Source organism: Methylobacterium sp. CM6257 (assembly GCF_054611515.1).
Genome location: NZ_CM137735.1, coordinates 490647 through 504726, shown reverse-complemented (window position 1 = coordinate 504726; position 14080 = coordinate 490647). Strand labels below are relative to the sequence as shown.

The window sequence follows — 14080 nt, the reverse complement described above, 5'->3', positions numbered from 1 at the left end:
CGGACTCCTCACGTTTCGAGGGAAGGATTGAAAGACCGGCGTCGGCTCAGCCGCCGCCGCCACGCATCCCGGTCAGGCCACCGGCTCAGGCGGCAGCGTCCGCGTGACCGGCTTTCCGACAGTTTCAGGGTTGTCCACAAAGGGCTCGTCTGGCCGCATCCGCAGCGCCAGGACGGCTCCGACCAGGAGCAGGCCGAGCGAGGCCACGAACGGCAGGTCCCAACGCCCGGTCGCGTCAATTACGGCGCCGAACACCACCGGCGAGATCATGCCGGCGAGCCCGAAGCCGAAATTCATGAAACCGCTTGCCGTGCCGGAATATTGCGGGGCGATGTCCATCGGGACGGCCCAGATCGGGGCGACGATGAGTTCGGCGAAGAAGAACGCACCGCTGAGGCACAGGGTGATGGTGACGAGGTCCTTCACGAACAGCACCGGTAGCATGAACAGGAAGGCACCGAGGAAGCCCACCACGATTACGCGGACCCGGCCCTTCGATGCGCTGCCGGTGCGCCGCAGGATCCGGTCGCTGACGACGCCCCCGACCGTGTCGCCCACCACACCGGCGAAGAAGACGCCCGAGGCAAAGATGGCCGACTTCTTGATGTCGAGATTGAATTCGTGAAGGAAGTAAGACGGGATCCAGTTCAGAAACAGCCAGAGCGTCCAGCCGTAGCAGAAGTCGGTCAGAGTAACCGGCAGCATTCGCTTGAGGAGGCGCCGCCACGGCACGGCCTTGCGCTCGCCGGCGAACTTCATGGGCGGCAACGCGGCGATCTCGGCTTCCGTGACGTGCCGGTGGGTGCGCGGGTCGTCACGGAAGTAGAACCACCAGAGCGCGACCCAGGCGAAGCTGATGAGCCCCACGATGATGAAGGAATCGCGCCAGGACAGAGCGACGACCAGGAAGGCGATGAGCGGCGGCGTCAGCGCGTTGCCGAGCCGCGCACAGGCGTGCGTGATGCCCTGCGCGAAGCCGCGCCGGTCCGCCGCCATCCAATTCGACAGCGCTCGGGTGGCCGTCGGAAAGGCCGAGCCCTCGCCGATGCCGAGGAGAAAGCGCACGGCGATCAGGGAGATCGCTCCTTCGACGAAGCCGACAAGCACTGTGGCGGCCGACCAGATCGCGCCGCAGATCAGCAGTGTCATCCGGGGGCCGAGCCGATCTCCGAGCCAGCCGCCGGCGATCTGGAAGAAGGCGTAGGGATAAGCGAAGGCCGAGAAGGCCAAGCCGAGCTCGACGTTCGAGAGGCCGAGTTCCTTCTGCATGACCGGCGCGGCGGTGCCGATATTCACCCGGTCGATATACGTGATAAGGTACATTAGGCAGATAATCAGCAGAACCCGATCGGTTGCCTTGAAACGACTGAGCTGGAGCATGCAGCCCTCCTGGTCGAGAGCATCGTAGGCGACCTCAGTCAGACGCGCCGATCTGCGCGACAGCCAGGGCCCGCCTCGATGTCCGTTGAGCGTTCCTCGTCGACTTGGCCACCGGCATTCGCAGGTCTTGGCGCCTGCGCCTCTGTGGATAACCGGTGGCTTCGGTAGCCGATCCTGAGAAAAGCCTACTGCTCGTCGCGACTGGCGGAAAATAATTTCCGTGCATGCCGTGCATTCGAATTTTTGATTGCAATCATTCCGGATTTCGAGATACGATCGACTCAGCTCGTGCGCTTCCGTGTTGAGCGAGAATAAATATCTTTTTGATCGAGCCGCTGCGCTCACTCGAGCCGGCTAGTCCCTTAGGTGACGAGGGAGTGCGCAGCAGAGCGCCTGGGTGTCCCGCAGGCTGCGGCTGAAGCTCGAACGGCCGCGCTGGAATGAGCTCAACCTCGGCAGGAGACTGCACCCAATGTCGATGCCGCAGACAACCTTTACCTATCCGAGGCTTGTGGCCATGACGGAACTGGCCCGAAGCTATGGGCCACTTCGCGTCGGCGTCGCCTATCCGTGCGAGAGAAGTGTCCTCGAAGCGACCCTTGAAGCGCGAGGGCAGGGTTTCATCGAGCCGGTCCTGGTCGGTCCAGCCGGGCTGATCCGCAAGGTCGCGACCGAGGCCGATCTGGACTTGACTGGGCTCGAGATCGTCGAGGCTGCGGATGCACACACAGCCGCCCGGCGCGCTGTGGCCCTTGCTGGTGCTGGCGAGGTCAGCGCTCTGATGAAAGGCTCCCTGCACACCGACGAGATGCTGGGCGCGATCGTTCGCCGCGACAGCCCTTTGCGCACGGACAGACGAGCGAGCCACGTCTTCTGGTTTGACTGCCCGGCCTACCACAAGCCCCTGATGTTGACGGATGCCGTCGTCAACCTCGCCCCTGGCCTCGTCGAGAAGGCTGACATCATCCGCAATGCTGTCGATCTCGCTCACGACCTCGGTATCGCCAATCCCAAGGTCGCAATCATTGCTCCCGTCGAAACGGTGAACCCGTCGCTGCCCTCGACGATCGATGCGGCGTCACTCTGTAAGATGGCCGATCGCGGTCAGATCGCCGGCGCGACCCTTGACGGTCCGCTCGGCTTCGACAATGCGGTGTCGCTGGCCTCGGCCAGTACGAAGGGCATCGTCTCTCAGGTTGCGGGCGACCCGGACATCCTGGTGGTGCCCAATCTCGACGCTGGCAACAGCCTGTACAAGTCGCTCGTTTACCTCGGCGGGGCTGCCTGCGCGGGACTGGTGCTCGGTGCGAATATTCCAGTGATTCTCACGAGCCGGGCTGATTCCAAAGAGACGCGCATTGCCTCCTGCGCCCTGGCAGCGCTGACCCGTGCAGTGAAGCGTACACATTAGGCGTCGGGATCGTATCTCCCTGGGAAAATGCCAAGCGCCAGTGGTGAGTAGGAGTGGAGCCGAAACCGACATGCGAGCGGGTTGAACGCTGCTTCGTTCCGGCATCCGTTCCACGCCGGAATGTGGGGCTTGGCTCTATGGCTGCCGCCATCAGTGAGCCATGAACACCGGGACTTCTGCATGATGCAGAATGTGGCTCGTCGCACCGCCGAAGATCATCTGGCGCAAACGGCTTTGCGTATAGGCGCCTTTGATAAGGAGATCACACCCGAGCGCCTTCGCCTCGGCAAGGAAAATTTCGCCCGACGTAAACTTGCTCGACGACAGTGTGCGCGCCTCAGCCTGAATGCCTTCGCGCTTCAACATTCGTCCAAGTTCCTGAGCCGATGGGCCTGGGACGCGATATCCTTCGATGTCGAGCACTTCAACATGCTTGGCTTGCTGCAGGAATGGCATGGCGAACGCAACGGTTCGAGCCGTTTCCGTTGCACCATTCCAGGCAATGAGAATCGATTCCCCGAGTGACACTGGCGGTGTCGGCGGGGCGATCAGAATGGGCCGCCCGCTCTCGAACAGCACGGCCTGGAAGCTGGATGTGGACAGGCTGGCCTCGCTCGATGCGGGTCGTCCGACTACCGTCGCACTGAACAGACGTGCATACTGGCTCATAGCGCGATCATCTCGGAATGTACCTGTGTGCCACTGATAGCTTGGGCCTGCGCCTGGAGTTGCTTCTCTCCGGATGCCGCGCGCATTCATCGCGTCTACAAACGCTTCCTGGAATGCGAGATCCTCGGAACGCAGCAGATCGGCCCAGCTTGTCTGTTCGGTGCCGGCTCCCGGTAGGTCGCCGCTGAGATCGATGTATTCTGCGAGTTCCAGGATGCGTGCACCTTCCATGAGGCTGTCGAAGCACTGTGCGCCAAGGCAGGCCGTCGCGATCAACGCCTCGAGGCCCCCGCGAGCTGCAACAGGAACGAACAGGGTCTTCATCGCGCACTCCTGAACAACGCAGCAGTCTTGACCTAAAAGAAGCTAGCCTGACCCGCCGTTGCGGGCGAGAGGGGCGTAACCGCAAAGGCGTAGAAGGCTCGTCGCTGTCAGAGCTGATGAGGGCGAATACCAGTTCCCGGCGTTTCGCAGGCAGCACCTCACTCTAGCATCATTCGTGTTGGCTATAGGGGCCGTTCTTGAACGGAGCGCCGGTTTGCGTTTTCACCGGGGCTATCTCACACGCACTTTTGTCGCGAATGTACGGAGTGGAACTCCTGTGAATCCTGCGGTTCAGGTGTCCGACCACCCACCTTGGCATCAAGTGTCCCGGCGTCAGCAAAGGCGCCTGACCGAATGTGCAGTTTGAAAAGGCTGAAAGACGCCCTTCCGCATAGCTGCCGGATGGCACGTGATGGCCGAACCAACCCGGAAATGATGCTGCTCAAGCGCTGGTCTCAAGCCGAACCCGGAACCTCATGCGTAGGCCACATATCGGAATTGCTAAATACATCGTGGTCATAGGCATTGTGCGATGCCACATATGGTGCACCGCAAACGCCACACGGGACTACTCTGATGTCCGAACTGCTCCCCTACTGGACCGTCATCACCGCTGGGGCCGCGCTTGGCTCGATGGTGTACTTTGTGTCGTACTTTAAGAACCTAGAGGCTGATACTCCTGCTCGCCTGATTAGCGCTGGCAATGAGAACGCTCCGATCTCCGTCAAGCGCGCAGCCTGATCGGCGCCCCGCCCTGCCTGACCGACGCGATCACTGATTCCTCTTTACCGGCTACTCCCCTAAGCCGGGCGCACAGTCAGCGGCTGCGAGCAGCGAGAGCCGCGAGGATCACGTGGCGCATCTCGACGGGCAGCATCGATCGGTTCGCTGATCATTCCATAGCACGTGTGGCAATGCTGAGATGGGGCACTTGCGTGGAGGCTCGCCGCTCCATGCTCATGAGCTCTCTTATTCAGTCCCGTGCTACTGAGCTGTCCAGCCCCCGTCGATCGACAGATTCGCGCCGGTGATCTGGTCCGCCGCCGGCGAGCAGAGGAACACAGCGAACGCGGCGATCTGCTCGGGCGTGACGAATTTTAGGGTCGGCTGCCGTGACGAGAGCAGGTCTTCGATCGCTGCGTCCCGTCCGAGACCGCGCTCGGCCATGATGGCTTGGATCTGGGCTTCGAGGAGGGGTGTCAGGACGAAGCCTGGCGAAATGCAGTTCACCGTCACCTTGTGCGGTGCAAGCTCGAGAGCAGCCGCCTTGGTCAAGCCAGCAACGCCGTGCTTGGCCGCGACATAAGCCGACTTAAAAGGCGAGGCAACGAGAGAATGCGCAGAGGCTGTGTTGATTATACGGCCCCAGGCTCGGCGCTTCATGCCCGGTATCACGCCTCGTATTTTATGGAAGACGGCGGATAAATTTACGGCGAGGATCCGGTCCCACTGCTCCGTCGGAAACGCCTCGATAGGAGAGACGAACTGAAGGCCGGCATTGTTCACCAAGATGTCGAGAGCACCGAAACGGTCCTCTACATCCTGCACCATTGCGGCGATCGCGCCGGGCACGGTCACGTCAGCCCCAGAGTAAAGAACCTCGACACCGCATTCGGCAGCGAGTTTGGCCCGGAGCGCCTCAATATCATCCGGCCTTCCGAACCCGTTTAGGACAACGTTTGCGCCGGCGTCGGCAAGCCCCCGGGCGAGAGCCAGGCCGATGCCGCTCGTTGATCCGGTGATAAGCGCGGTTCTGGACCTTAGTGTCATGATGGGTCCCCGGCAGGACAGCATCCCTGTCCAATCAATCAGGACGAGCAGGATCGTTCTGACGAGAAGGATGTGGATCTCTGATCTTCGTTCGGGAGGGTGATGCCGAGGTCGGCCAGCAGCGCGGCGTCGTCGTCCTGCCCGTTATTGGCGGTCGTCAGCAGCCGCTCGCCGTAGAAGATCGAGTTGGCGCCGGCCAGGAAGCACAGCACCTGCGCCTCGCGGGTGAGGCCCTTGCGGCCCGCGCTCAATCGGACCCGGGCGCGCGGCATCACGATCCGCGCGGTGGCGCACATACGCACGAGGTCGAACGGATCGACGGCCGGCTGGTCTTCCAGCGGCGTTCCTGGCACGGCCACCAGCGCGTTGATCGGCACGCTCTCGGGATGCGGCGCATGGTTAGCCAGGACCTGGAGCATCGCGGCCCGGTCGGTGACACCCTCGCCCATGCCGACGATGCCGCCGCAGCACACGCCGATCCCGGCCGAGCGGACGTTCTCGAGGGTCCGGAGCCGCTCGTCGTAGGTCCGGGTGGAGATGATGTCGCCGTAGAAATCCGGGCCGGTATCCAGGTTGTGGTTGTAGGCGGTGAGCCCGGCCTCGGCGAGGCGCCCGGCCTGGGAGGGCGTGAGCATGCCGAGCGTGACGCAGGCCTCCATGCCGAGCCCGCGCACCCCGCGAACCATGGCGAGCACCGCGTCGAATTCCGGGCCGTCCTTGGGTTGGCGCCACGCCGCGCCCATACAGAAGCGCTGGGCACCGGCCGCCTTGGCGGCGGCGGCCTCGGCCAGGACCGTCTCCACCGCCATCAGCCGCTCGCGCGCGACGCCGGCACCCTTGTGATGGGCCGATTGGGGACAGTAGGCGCAATCCTCCGGACAGCCGCCGGTCTTGATCGACAGGAGCGAGGCGCGCTGGATATCGGCCGGATCGTTGTAGCGGCGGTGCACCTGCGCGGCCCGGAACACCAGGTCCATCAGCGGCAGGTCGTGGATCGCGCGGATCTCGTCCACGCTCCAGTCGTGGCGGATGGAATCCGGACGGGGTGGCGGGCGCTGTTCATCTGGTCCTGTTCGGGACGGTCTGGCTTCCTCCGCTGGTCCACCTGCACTCATGCGGCTGCCTCATGCTCGTCGTGGATCAGTTCGCGCAGCTTGCGCTTGAGAGACAGGTAGCGGGGATCATCCTCGTCGCGCGGACGCGGCAACTCCACGTTGATCACGGCCTTCACCCGTCCCGGTCGCCGCGTCATCACGACCACTTGGTCCGCGAGCCGGATCGCCTCGTCGATGCTGTGCGTGACGAGCATCACGGTCTTGGGCTCCTGCTGCCAGATTCGGATCAGTTCGTTCTGCATCATGCTCCGGGTCTGTGCGTCTAACGCCCCGAAGGGCTCGTCCATCAGCAAGATCTCCGGTTGCACGACGAGGGCCCGGGCGATCGCCACCCGCTGGCGCATGCCCCCGGACAATTCATGTGGGCGTTTGCGTTCAAAGCCCGTGAGCCCGACGAGCTCGATGTGGCGGCGCACGGCCTCGCGCGCTTCGTCCTTGGGAACGCCTTTCATCTGCGGTCCGAAGGTGATGTTCTCCTCGACCGTCATCCATGGGAACAGGGCATAGTCTTGGAAGACGATGGTGTTCTGCCAGCCGGGTCGCGTGATGGCGCGGCTGGCCATCAGCAGGTCGCCCGAAGTCGGTTGCTCGAACCCCGCCGTCATGCTCAGAAGAGTGGTTTTCCCGCAGCCGCTATGGCCCAGTATCGCGCAGAAGGTGTGGTCCTCGATCTCGAGGCTGACGTCGTTAAGGGCAATCACGGCTTCCGGCGTCCCCGCAGCGCCGTAGATTTTCGTCACGCCCCTGACCGAGAGATGTCCCATCGCGCGTCCCCTCTCACTTCGATGAAACGGACCAGGGCAAGAACCATTTCATGGCGAAACGGATCGCGATGTCGATCACGAGCCCAGTGAAGCCGATCGTCAGCATGCCGACCGTGATGATGTCGGTCCGCAGAACACTCCGTGCGTCATTGATCAGGAAACCCAGCCCGGAATTCGCGCCGACCAGTTCGGCCGCGACGAGGGCCATCCAGCCGAAGCCGAGCCCGACCCGGATGCCGGTCACGATCTGTGGCGTCGCGGCCCTCAGGACGATCCGCCAGAGGACGCTCCGTTCAGGAGCGCCAAGGCTCCTCGCCGCGCGGATCAGGTTCCGGTCGATGGTACGCACACCCTCAATCGTGTTGATCAGAATCGGGAAGAACATGCCGAGGAAAATGATGAACTCGTTCTGCTCGTCCCCGACGCCGAACCACAGGATGCTCAGCGGAATCCAGGCGAGCGGAGGAATCGGGCGGAGAATCTCGATGAGCGGATCGAGCTGTGCCTGCGCGAGGCGGAACCAGCCCATCGCCAGGCCGATCGGGATCGCCAACAGGGCGAAAGCGAAGGCCACGGCCTCGCGCTTCAGGCTGGTGAGGAGATGAAACCCCAGCTCCCCCGAGGCGATCATCGTCCAACCGGTCTTCAGGACGAGGCTCGGCGCGGGCATCAGCACAGCGAGATAAGGGTCGATACGCGGTAGCCAGAACCGTGCGACCAGCTCCCAGGCCACGAACAGCACCGCGATGGTCGACAGGTTCGGAAGGAACAGCAGAATCGAGATCAAGCCACGCCCGACAGCACCGAGTTGGCGTGAGGCCGGACTGAGCGCGCTGGTCGCTCCCGAACGAGCCGACACCGGTAGGGCTCCCGGTAGGGTTGATGTTGGGTCTTGGAGATGCATCGGCCGAACTCCGCGCTGTCCCGGGGGCGTCAGGATGAAGGAAGGGGGCGGCCGATGTGCCGCCGTCATGCTGGGCTTGCGCCGGCATTCATGGTCTGTATTCCTGGCCGCCAAACGACCAAGGCCGGGTCAGGTCTCCGGGCTCGGGCCAAGCCTGCGGCGCGGAGAGCGTGCTCGCGTTCGGATAAGCCGGATAGGGCAGCTGCCCAATTTTGCCGTCCCAATTCGCGGGGATGAAGGGTGGGCGTGACGGAACGGCCCAGCCGATCTTCGCGTAAGTTGCCGTCATGAATTCCGGCGCGAATGATTTCGCATAGGTGTTTCCGTCGAGGGGACGGACGATGCGATTCCGATCTTTGAGCCACTTGGCGATGCGTGCATCCTCCTCACCCCAGAACGCGGCGAAGGGAAAGCTGGCGGTGGGCTTGTAAAGATTATTGTACAACTTCGTCTGCTGCAGCAGGAGGTCGCGCCCGTAGTGGCGCAGCAGCGGCTCGGCCGCGAGCAGGTCGGTCGCCTTTTCGGGGTAGAGGCGTATCCATAACGTCGCCTCGACGAAGCTGTCGCTGATGGCCTGGACGACGTCCGGAACATTGTCGATCAGTTCCTGGCGAATGTAGAAGCGGCCTTCGTAGAAATTATAGGGAAAAATCGTATCGATCTGTTTTCCGTTCTTGCGCTCCTCGGTCATGATCGTCACCGAGGGTTCCCAAGGAACCACCGCGGCGATGCCGCGTGCCATCGTGATCTGCTCGGATGGCGGCATGTTCTTCAGGATAACGTCCTTGCCGATCTGGATGCCCAGCACTTCGGCAGCCTGCGTGAAGTAGAATTCCGACGACGAACCCGTGACGATCCCGATCGTAGCCGCGGGATCGCTGCCCTTCAGATCGGCCAAGCTCTTGAGCGGACTGTCCTTCGGAGCAACGGTCGAATGCTTGAGGTTGGGCGCCACGACGGCGAGGGCCTTGACTGGGATGCCCCGGTCAAGCAGGGACGTGAAAGGAAAATTCCCCCCGTTGCCGACCTGCATGCGGCCCGCTGCGATCGCCTCGTTCACGTCCGGACCCGAGGCGAAGGCCTGAAATTTCGTCTCAAGGCCACGTTTGGCCAGGAAATCGGTCTTCGACAGGACGACGTTGATTGTATTTTGACCCGAAAACGGCGCCTGCCAAGCGAAAGCCAGCGGCCACCATCCCTTCTGCTTCAACCAGTCCACCGATTTGGCGGACACGTGCTCATAGGGCTGTGGCCAGCCCCACGCCGTGAAGGTGCGCGGCTCCTGAGCCGATGCTGGCATCACCAAGGTTGCGCCTGAGACGATAACCGCTGCACAAAAAGCTCGACGCATCCGGTCAAACATGACGTCTTCTCCTGATTGCGGTCATTCTGGTGAGCATGCGGATGGACGGTGTCTGAGCGCAAATGATCCGGAAATCATCCATGCAGATCAGTAATCCTGAATCACAAAAATTACTTGGTCAAACTCAACCAGATCCCCGTTCCTGATCGGGATCTCAGCTATCTTTCCGGAGCGATCGGCATAGATCGTTGTAAACAGTTTCATCACTTCGATGACGCAGAGCGGCTGACCGACGTCGACGGCGCTGCCGACCTCGACGAACGGGGGCGCGTCGGGCGAGGGCGCGCGATAGAAGGTGCCCACCATGGGCGCGCGCACTTCGTGACCGCCGGCCCCGCGGGTCGCTGCAGGGGACGAAGGCGGAGGCGCGGCGATTGTCGTCGCAGGACGTGCTGATGATGCGACAGGGGCCTGATGCGGCCCGCTCGATGTCGGTGTCTGTACTGGTGGAGCGGGTTCCGGTCCGCCGGCCCGGCCGCGCCGCACAACAAGCTTCAGGTCTGCCGTCTCCAGGATGAGTTCCTCGCAGGCGCTTGAATCGACGATCTTGATGAGGTCGGCGACCTGATCGTAGCGCAAAGTCATTGTCCCACCCGCTGCTGTCCCGGCATGGCGAGCCCGTCGAGATCTGAGTCGCCAAATGTTTCCGCCATCTGCTCCGCGGCCTTCCGCAGGAGCGGTACACATTGTTTGGCCCGCGTGAGCGACATGCGCGCCAGGGGGGCTGAGATCGCCAGAGCCGCCGCGACGCTGCCGTTGGCGGCGAGGATCGGCACCGCAACGCAGACCACACCGGCCAGGAACTCTTGATTGTCGATCGAGAAGCCAGCCTCCCGGATGGTCGACAGTTCCGCTTCGAGCAGGACAGGGTCGGTGATGGTTTGTTCTGTGTAGTATTGAAGAGGAGCGACGTTGAGCAGTCGCTTGCGCTGGATCGGCGTCATCGCGCTCAGAAACAGCTTACCCATCGACGTACAGTGCAGAGGGACGCGCGAGCCCGGCTCAAACCGCAGGCCGAAGGGCCACGCCGCCTCGACGCGATCAAGATACATGAGGTGATTGCCGACCCTGATGCCGAAATTGCACGTCTCGCCGATCGTATTCGACAGGGCTTCGAGGATTGCGCGGCGCGGAGCCGCCCGAGCCGAGGTGCTCACCACGCCGAAACTCAAGCGGACGAGGCGCGCCCCGGGCGCGTAGCGCCGGCTTCCAGCCTCCCGCTCCAAGAATCCCTCGTTCTCCAAGCCGTGGACGATCCGGTGTGCCGTCGGCTGCGGGACGTTCAGGAGGGCGCTCATCTCGGAGACGCTGAGCGGCCTGCCGGCCTGCGCAATCGCCTCCAGAAAGGTGAACGGCTTGAGGGCCGAGATCGCGCTCGCGGCTCCGTCCAGGCGCGTCGCACCCGACTGGACGGACTCCAGCATCGCGTCATCGGGCGTTTCGGAAATCGGAATGATATTTCTTTTCTTCGGCATGCCCTATCAAAACCCGATACGAAAAATCTTGCAATCTGGAATTTTCGGGCGCCATTCTGCCGCAACGATCAGATATGGCATTAAATTGCTAGGAGGGTGCGTGAGGCGTGTGCTGATCGCCAATCGCGGCGAAATTGCCCTGCGCGCGATCCGGGCCTGTCGCGGACTGGGGCTCGAAACCGTTGCCGTCCATTCCTCGGCGGACCGGAATGCATCCCATGTCTGGGCAGCCGACAGGGCAGTCTGCATCGGCCCACCGCCGGCCAAGGCGAGTTATCTTCTTGGTGACGCGCTGATCGAGGTGGCCGAGAACACTGGCTGCGACTCGATCTATCCGGGCTACGGCTTCCTGTCAGAGAAGAGCGCCTTCGCCGAGGCATGCTCGCGTGCGGGCTTGGTCTTCGTGGGGCCTGATGCGGAATCCATCGCCCTCATGGGCGACAAGGTCGCCGCCCGCCGCACCGCGGCCGCGCTCGGTATTCCGGTCGTGCCGGGCTCCGAGGGCGGATATCTCTGCGCGGCCGATGCTGAGGCGAAGGCAAGGGAGATCGGCTATCCGCTTCTCCTCAAGGCGAGCGGCGGCGGCGGCGGCCGCGGCATGCGCGTCGCCGAAAGTCACGACGTCTTCCTGGCGCGCTTCGAGCAGGCGACCGCGGAAGCGGAAGCGGCGTTCGGGCAGCCTGAAATCTATCTCGAGCGCTTCTTCTCGGCCGTCCGACACATCGAAATTCAGGTGTTCGGAGACGGGCACGGCAATGCCGTGCATTTGTGGGAGCGTGATTGCAGCGTCCAGCGCCGTCACCAGAAGCTGGTCGAGGAGGCGCCCTCGCCCGTGCTGCCGCCGGACACCCGCAGGGCGATGGCAGAGGCCGCCCTCGCTTTGGTGCGAGGCCTGCGCTACCGCAATGCTGGCACGGTCGAGTTCATCTATGATGTCGAGAGTGGGTCCTACTTCTTCATCGAGATGAACACCCGCATCCAGGTCGAGCATCCCGTCACCGAAATGCTCACCGGGACGGATCTCGTGACCGAACAGTTCCGTGTGGCGCGTGGGGAGGCCCTATCGTTCGGTATTCCGCCCGAACCCGACGGGCGATGCGTCATCGAATTCCGGATCAACGCCGAAGACCCCGGGCAGGACTTCCGCCCGGTGCCCGGCACTCTCGCGCGCTGGTCGCCTCCCGTCGGTCCCGAGATTCGCCTCGACAGCCATGTCTATGAGGGTTACCGCGTCCCGCCTCACTACGATTCGATGCTGGCCAAGCTGATCGTGGCCGGTGCCTCTCGCGCGGACGTGATCGCAACGGCGCGCGGCGCTCTGCGGCGTTTCCAGGTCGCAGGCGTGCCGACGACGATCCCTTTTCACGCGGCACTCATCGACGATCCCGATTTTCTCGATGGCCGCGTCCATACCCGCTGGGTCGAAAACACGTTCCTGCCGCGCGAGGCCGCCTGATGACAGGACGATCGATACGTCTGATCGACGTGACGCTCCGGGACGCCCCTCAGTGTCTCTGGGCGACGCGCATGACGACCGCCATGATGGCGCAACTCGCACCCCGCCTCGACGAAGCGGGTTTCGAGGCCATCGACCTCGCCGGCGGCGCTGTCTTCGATGTCTGCGTCCGCTACCTGCGCGAGGATCCCTGGGAGCGCATGCGGATCCTGAGCAATTGGGTGACGCGGACGCCTCTCATCGTGATGACGCGGAGCCAAAGTCTCTTTACCTTCGAGTTCTTCCCCGACGACATCGTCGCACTGACCGCCGAGCGTATTTTCGCCAACGGCATCCGGTATCACACGCCCTATGACGCGCTGAACGACATGCGCAACATGGTGGTCCCGGTCCAGGCGGCGAAACGGGTCGGGCTCTACACGGCCGGTGGCGTGGTCTTCACAGTGAGCCCGGTCCATACGGATGAGTATTATGCCCGCAAGACGCGCGAACTGGTCGCGCTCGGCGTCGACGCCATCTATCTGAAGGACGCGAGCGGGTTGCTGACGCCGGAGCGCGTCGCCACCCTCATCCCGGCGATCAAGAGGGCCTGCGGTCAGCTCCCGCTTCAGCTGCATTCGCACTGCCTGACGGGCTTGGCCCCCTACAATGCCGTGCAGGCCATCGGCCTCGGCGTCGACGTTGTCCACACGGCGACCTCGACCTTGGCGAATGGCGCCTCGCATCCCGCGACCGAGCAGTTCGTGGCCAATGCCCGCCGCATGGGTTTCGACGTGCCCCTCGACCTGACCTGTGTCGAGGAGGTGGCCGAGCGCCTCCGCTATATCGCCCGGCGCGAGGACAAGCCCCTCGGCGCGATCGCAGAGTTTGACGCGTTTCACGCTGAACACCAGATGCCGGGCGGGATGATTTCCAATATTCGCTCGCAGCTCGCGGCGCTCGGTCTTGAGCATAAGCTGCCGGCGGTGCTCGAAGAGGCAGCGCGCGTGCGCCGGGATCTCGGCTATCCGATCATCGTCAGCCCCTTCGCCCAATTCGTGATGACCCAGGCGGTCCTGAACGTGATGGGTGAGGAGCGCTACGCGACGGTCCCGGACGAGGTGCGCAAATACGTCCTCGGCCATTACGGCGAGATTGCCGGCCCAGTCGATCCCGAGGTGCTGGACCGCGTCACCCGGGGTGCTGCGCCCGTGACTGAGCGGCCCGGGGAATTGCTCGCCCCGGCCATCCCGACTCTGCGCCGCGAGCGCGGGCCCTTTGCCTCCGACGACGACCTCCTCCTCGCGGCCTTCTATCCAGACTCCGAGTGCCGCGCTCTGCGTGAGGCCGGCCCGATCCGGACCGAATACCCCCTCTCCGATACGCCGCTCGCGACGCTTCTGAAGGAGGTTGCGGCGCGACCAGATATCCGCAGCTTCCATTTCGTCCACCGCGCCCGGTGACGGGCGG

Annotated in this window: 13 protein-coding genes; 4 read left to right on the top strand and 9 right to left on the bottom strand. The window is 63.4% G+C overall.

Features of this window, described 5'->3' with window-relative positions:
• Window positions 1–72: 72 nt before the first annotated feature.
• On the bottom strand, window positions 73–1380 hold the full coding sequence (locus ACYCO6_RS02500; RefSeq protein ID WP_459768990.1) for an MFS transporter: 1308 nt from the start codon (window positions 1378–1380) through the stop codon (window positions 73–75).
• A 478-nt stretch (window positions 1381–1858) separates the two neighbouring features.
• On the opposite strand from ACYCO6_RS02500, the gene ACYCO6_RS02495 reads away from it, so the two are divergent.
• Window positions 1859–2791, top strand: coding sequence for a bifunctional enoyl-CoA hydratase/phosphate acetyltransferase (locus ACYCO6_RS02495; RefSeq protein WP_459773408.1), 933 nt, complete (start codon window positions 1859–1861; stop codon window positions 2789–2791).
• A 150-nt stretch (window positions 2792–2941) separates the two neighbouring features.
• Here ACYCO6_RS02495 and ACYCO6_RS02490 read toward each other — a convergent pair whose 3' ends face one another.
• Entirely contained in the window at window positions 2942–3784 is an 843-nt protein-coding gene (locus tag ACYCO6_RS02490; protein WP_459768988.1) for a universal stress protein, read from the bottom strand.
• A gap of 576 nt (window positions 3785–4360) precedes the next feature.
• On the opposite strand from ACYCO6_RS02490, the gene ACYCO6_RS02485 reads away from it, so the two are divergent.
• The gene (locus ACYCO6_RS02485; RefSeq protein WP_459768987.1) at window positions 4361–4525 is read left to right on the top strand and encodes a hypothetical protein; all 165 of its coding nucleotides are present in this window, start codon (window positions 4361–4363) and stop codon (window positions 4523–4525) included.
• Between the two features lie 243 nt (window positions 4526–4768).
• On the opposite strand, the gene ACYCO6_RS02480 is transcribed toward ACYCO6_RS02485, so the two are convergent.
• From ACYCO6_RS02480 to ACYCO6_RS02450, 7 genes are all read right to left on the bottom strand, one after another.
• Entirely contained in the window at window positions 4769–5554 is a 786-nt protein-coding gene (locus tag ACYCO6_RS02480) for a 3-hydroxybutyrate dehydrogenase (RefSeq protein WP_459768985.1), read from the bottom strand.
• 38 nt (window positions 5555–5592) lie between these two features.
• The gene (gene bioB, locus ACYCO6_RS02475; RefSeq protein WP_459768983.1) at window positions 5593–6567 is read right to left on the bottom strand and encodes a biotin synthase BioB; all 975 of its coding nucleotides are present in this window, start codon (window positions 6565–6567) and stop codon (window positions 5593–5595) included.
• Between the two features lie 98 nt (window positions 6568–6665).
• On the bottom strand, window positions 6666–7409 hold the full coding sequence (locus tag ACYCO6_RS02470) for an ABC transporter ATP-binding protein (protein ID WP_459768981.1): 744 nt from the start codon (window positions 7407–7409) through the stop codon (window positions 6666–6668).
• Window positions 7410–7446: 37 nt separating this feature from the next.
• Entirely contained in the window at window positions 7447–8292 is an 846-nt protein-coding gene (locus ACYCO6_RS02465; protein WP_459768979.1) for an ABC transporter permease, read from the bottom strand.
• 133 nt (window positions 8293–8425) lie between these two features.
• Window positions 8426–9700 carry an ABC transporter substrate-binding protein gene (locus ACYCO6_RS02460; protein ID WP_459768977.1) on the bottom strand — a complete coding sequence of 425 codons (1275 nt, stop codon included), beginning with the start codon at window positions 9698–9700 and terminating at the stop codon, window positions 8426–8428.
• Window positions 9701–9787: 87 nt separating this feature from the next.
• Window positions 9788–10279, bottom strand: a complete 492-nt coding sequence (gene accB / locus ACYCO6_RS02455) for an acetyl-CoA carboxylase biotin carboxyl carrier protein (RefSeq protein WP_459768975.1) — start codon at window positions 10277–10279, stop codon at window positions 9788–9790.
• 2 nt (window positions 10280–10281) lie between these two features.
• Entirely contained in the window at window positions 10282–11124 is an 843-nt protein-coding gene (locus tag ACYCO6_RS02450; RefSeq protein ID WP_459768973.1) for an IclR family transcriptional regulator, read from the bottom strand.
• 28 nt (window positions 11125–11152) lie between these two features.
• Here ACYCO6_RS02450 and ACYCO6_RS02445 point away from each other — a divergent pair, with 28 nt between their 5' ends.
• Together ACYCO6_RS02445 and ACYCO6_RS02440 are read left to right on the top strand one after the other, a co-directional pair.
• Window positions 11153–12631, top strand: a complete 1479-nt coding sequence (locus ACYCO6_RS02445) for an acetyl-CoA carboxylase biotin carboxylase subunit (protein ID WP_459768971.1) — start codon at window positions 11153–11155, stop codon at window positions 12629–12631.
• Entirely contained in the window at window positions 12631–14073 is a 1443-nt protein-coding gene (locus tag ACYCO6_RS02440; protein ID WP_459768969.1) for a pyruvate carboxylase subunit B, read from the top strand. The genes ACYCO6_RS02445 and ACYCO6_RS02440 overlap by 1 nt, the downstream gene beginning before the upstream one ends.
• Window positions 14074–14080: the final 7 nt, after the last annotated feature.

What these genes read in the sequence shown, in the direction of transcription:
- ACYCO6_RS02500 (WP_459768990.1), bottom strand. Translation starts at nt 1,380, where the DNA reads ATGCTCCAGCTCAGTCGTTTCAAGGCAACCGATCGGGTTCTGCTGATT.
- ACYCO6_RS02495 (WP_459773408.1), top strand. Translation starts at nt 1,859, where the DNA reads ATGCCGCAGACAACCTTTACCTATCCGAGGCTTGTGGCCATGACGGAA.
- ACYCO6_RS02490 (WP_459768988.1), bottom strand. Translation starts at nt 3,784, where the DNA reads ATGAAGACCCTGTTCGTTCCTGTTGCAGCTCGCGGGGGCCTCGAGGCG.
- ACYCO6_RS02485 (WP_459768987.1), top strand. Translation starts at nt 4,361, where the DNA reads ATGTCCGAACTGCTCCCCTACTGGACCGTCATCACCGCTGGGGCCGCG.
- ACYCO6_RS02480 (WP_459768985.1), bottom strand. Translation starts at nt 5,554, where the DNA reads ATGACACTAAGGTCCAGAACCGCGCTTATCACCGGATCAACGAGCGGC.
- ACYCO6_RS02460 (WP_459768977.1), bottom strand. Translation starts at nt 9,700, where the DNA reads ATGTTTGACCGGATGCGTCGAGCTTTTTGTGCAGCGGTTATCGTCTCA.
- ACYCO6_RS02450 (WP_459768973.1), bottom strand. Translation starts at nt 11,124, where the DNA reads ATGCTGGAGTCCGTCCAGTCGGGTGCGACGCGCCTGGACGGAGCCGCG.
- ACYCO6_RS02445 (WP_459768971.1), top strand. Translation starts at nt 11,153, where the DNA reads ATGATATTTCTTTTCTTCGGCATGCCCTATCAAAACCCGATACGAAAA.
- ACYCO6_RS02440 (WP_459768969.1), top strand. Translation starts at nt 12,631, where the DNA reads ATGACAGGACGATCGATACGTCTGATCGACGTGACGCTCCGGGACGCC.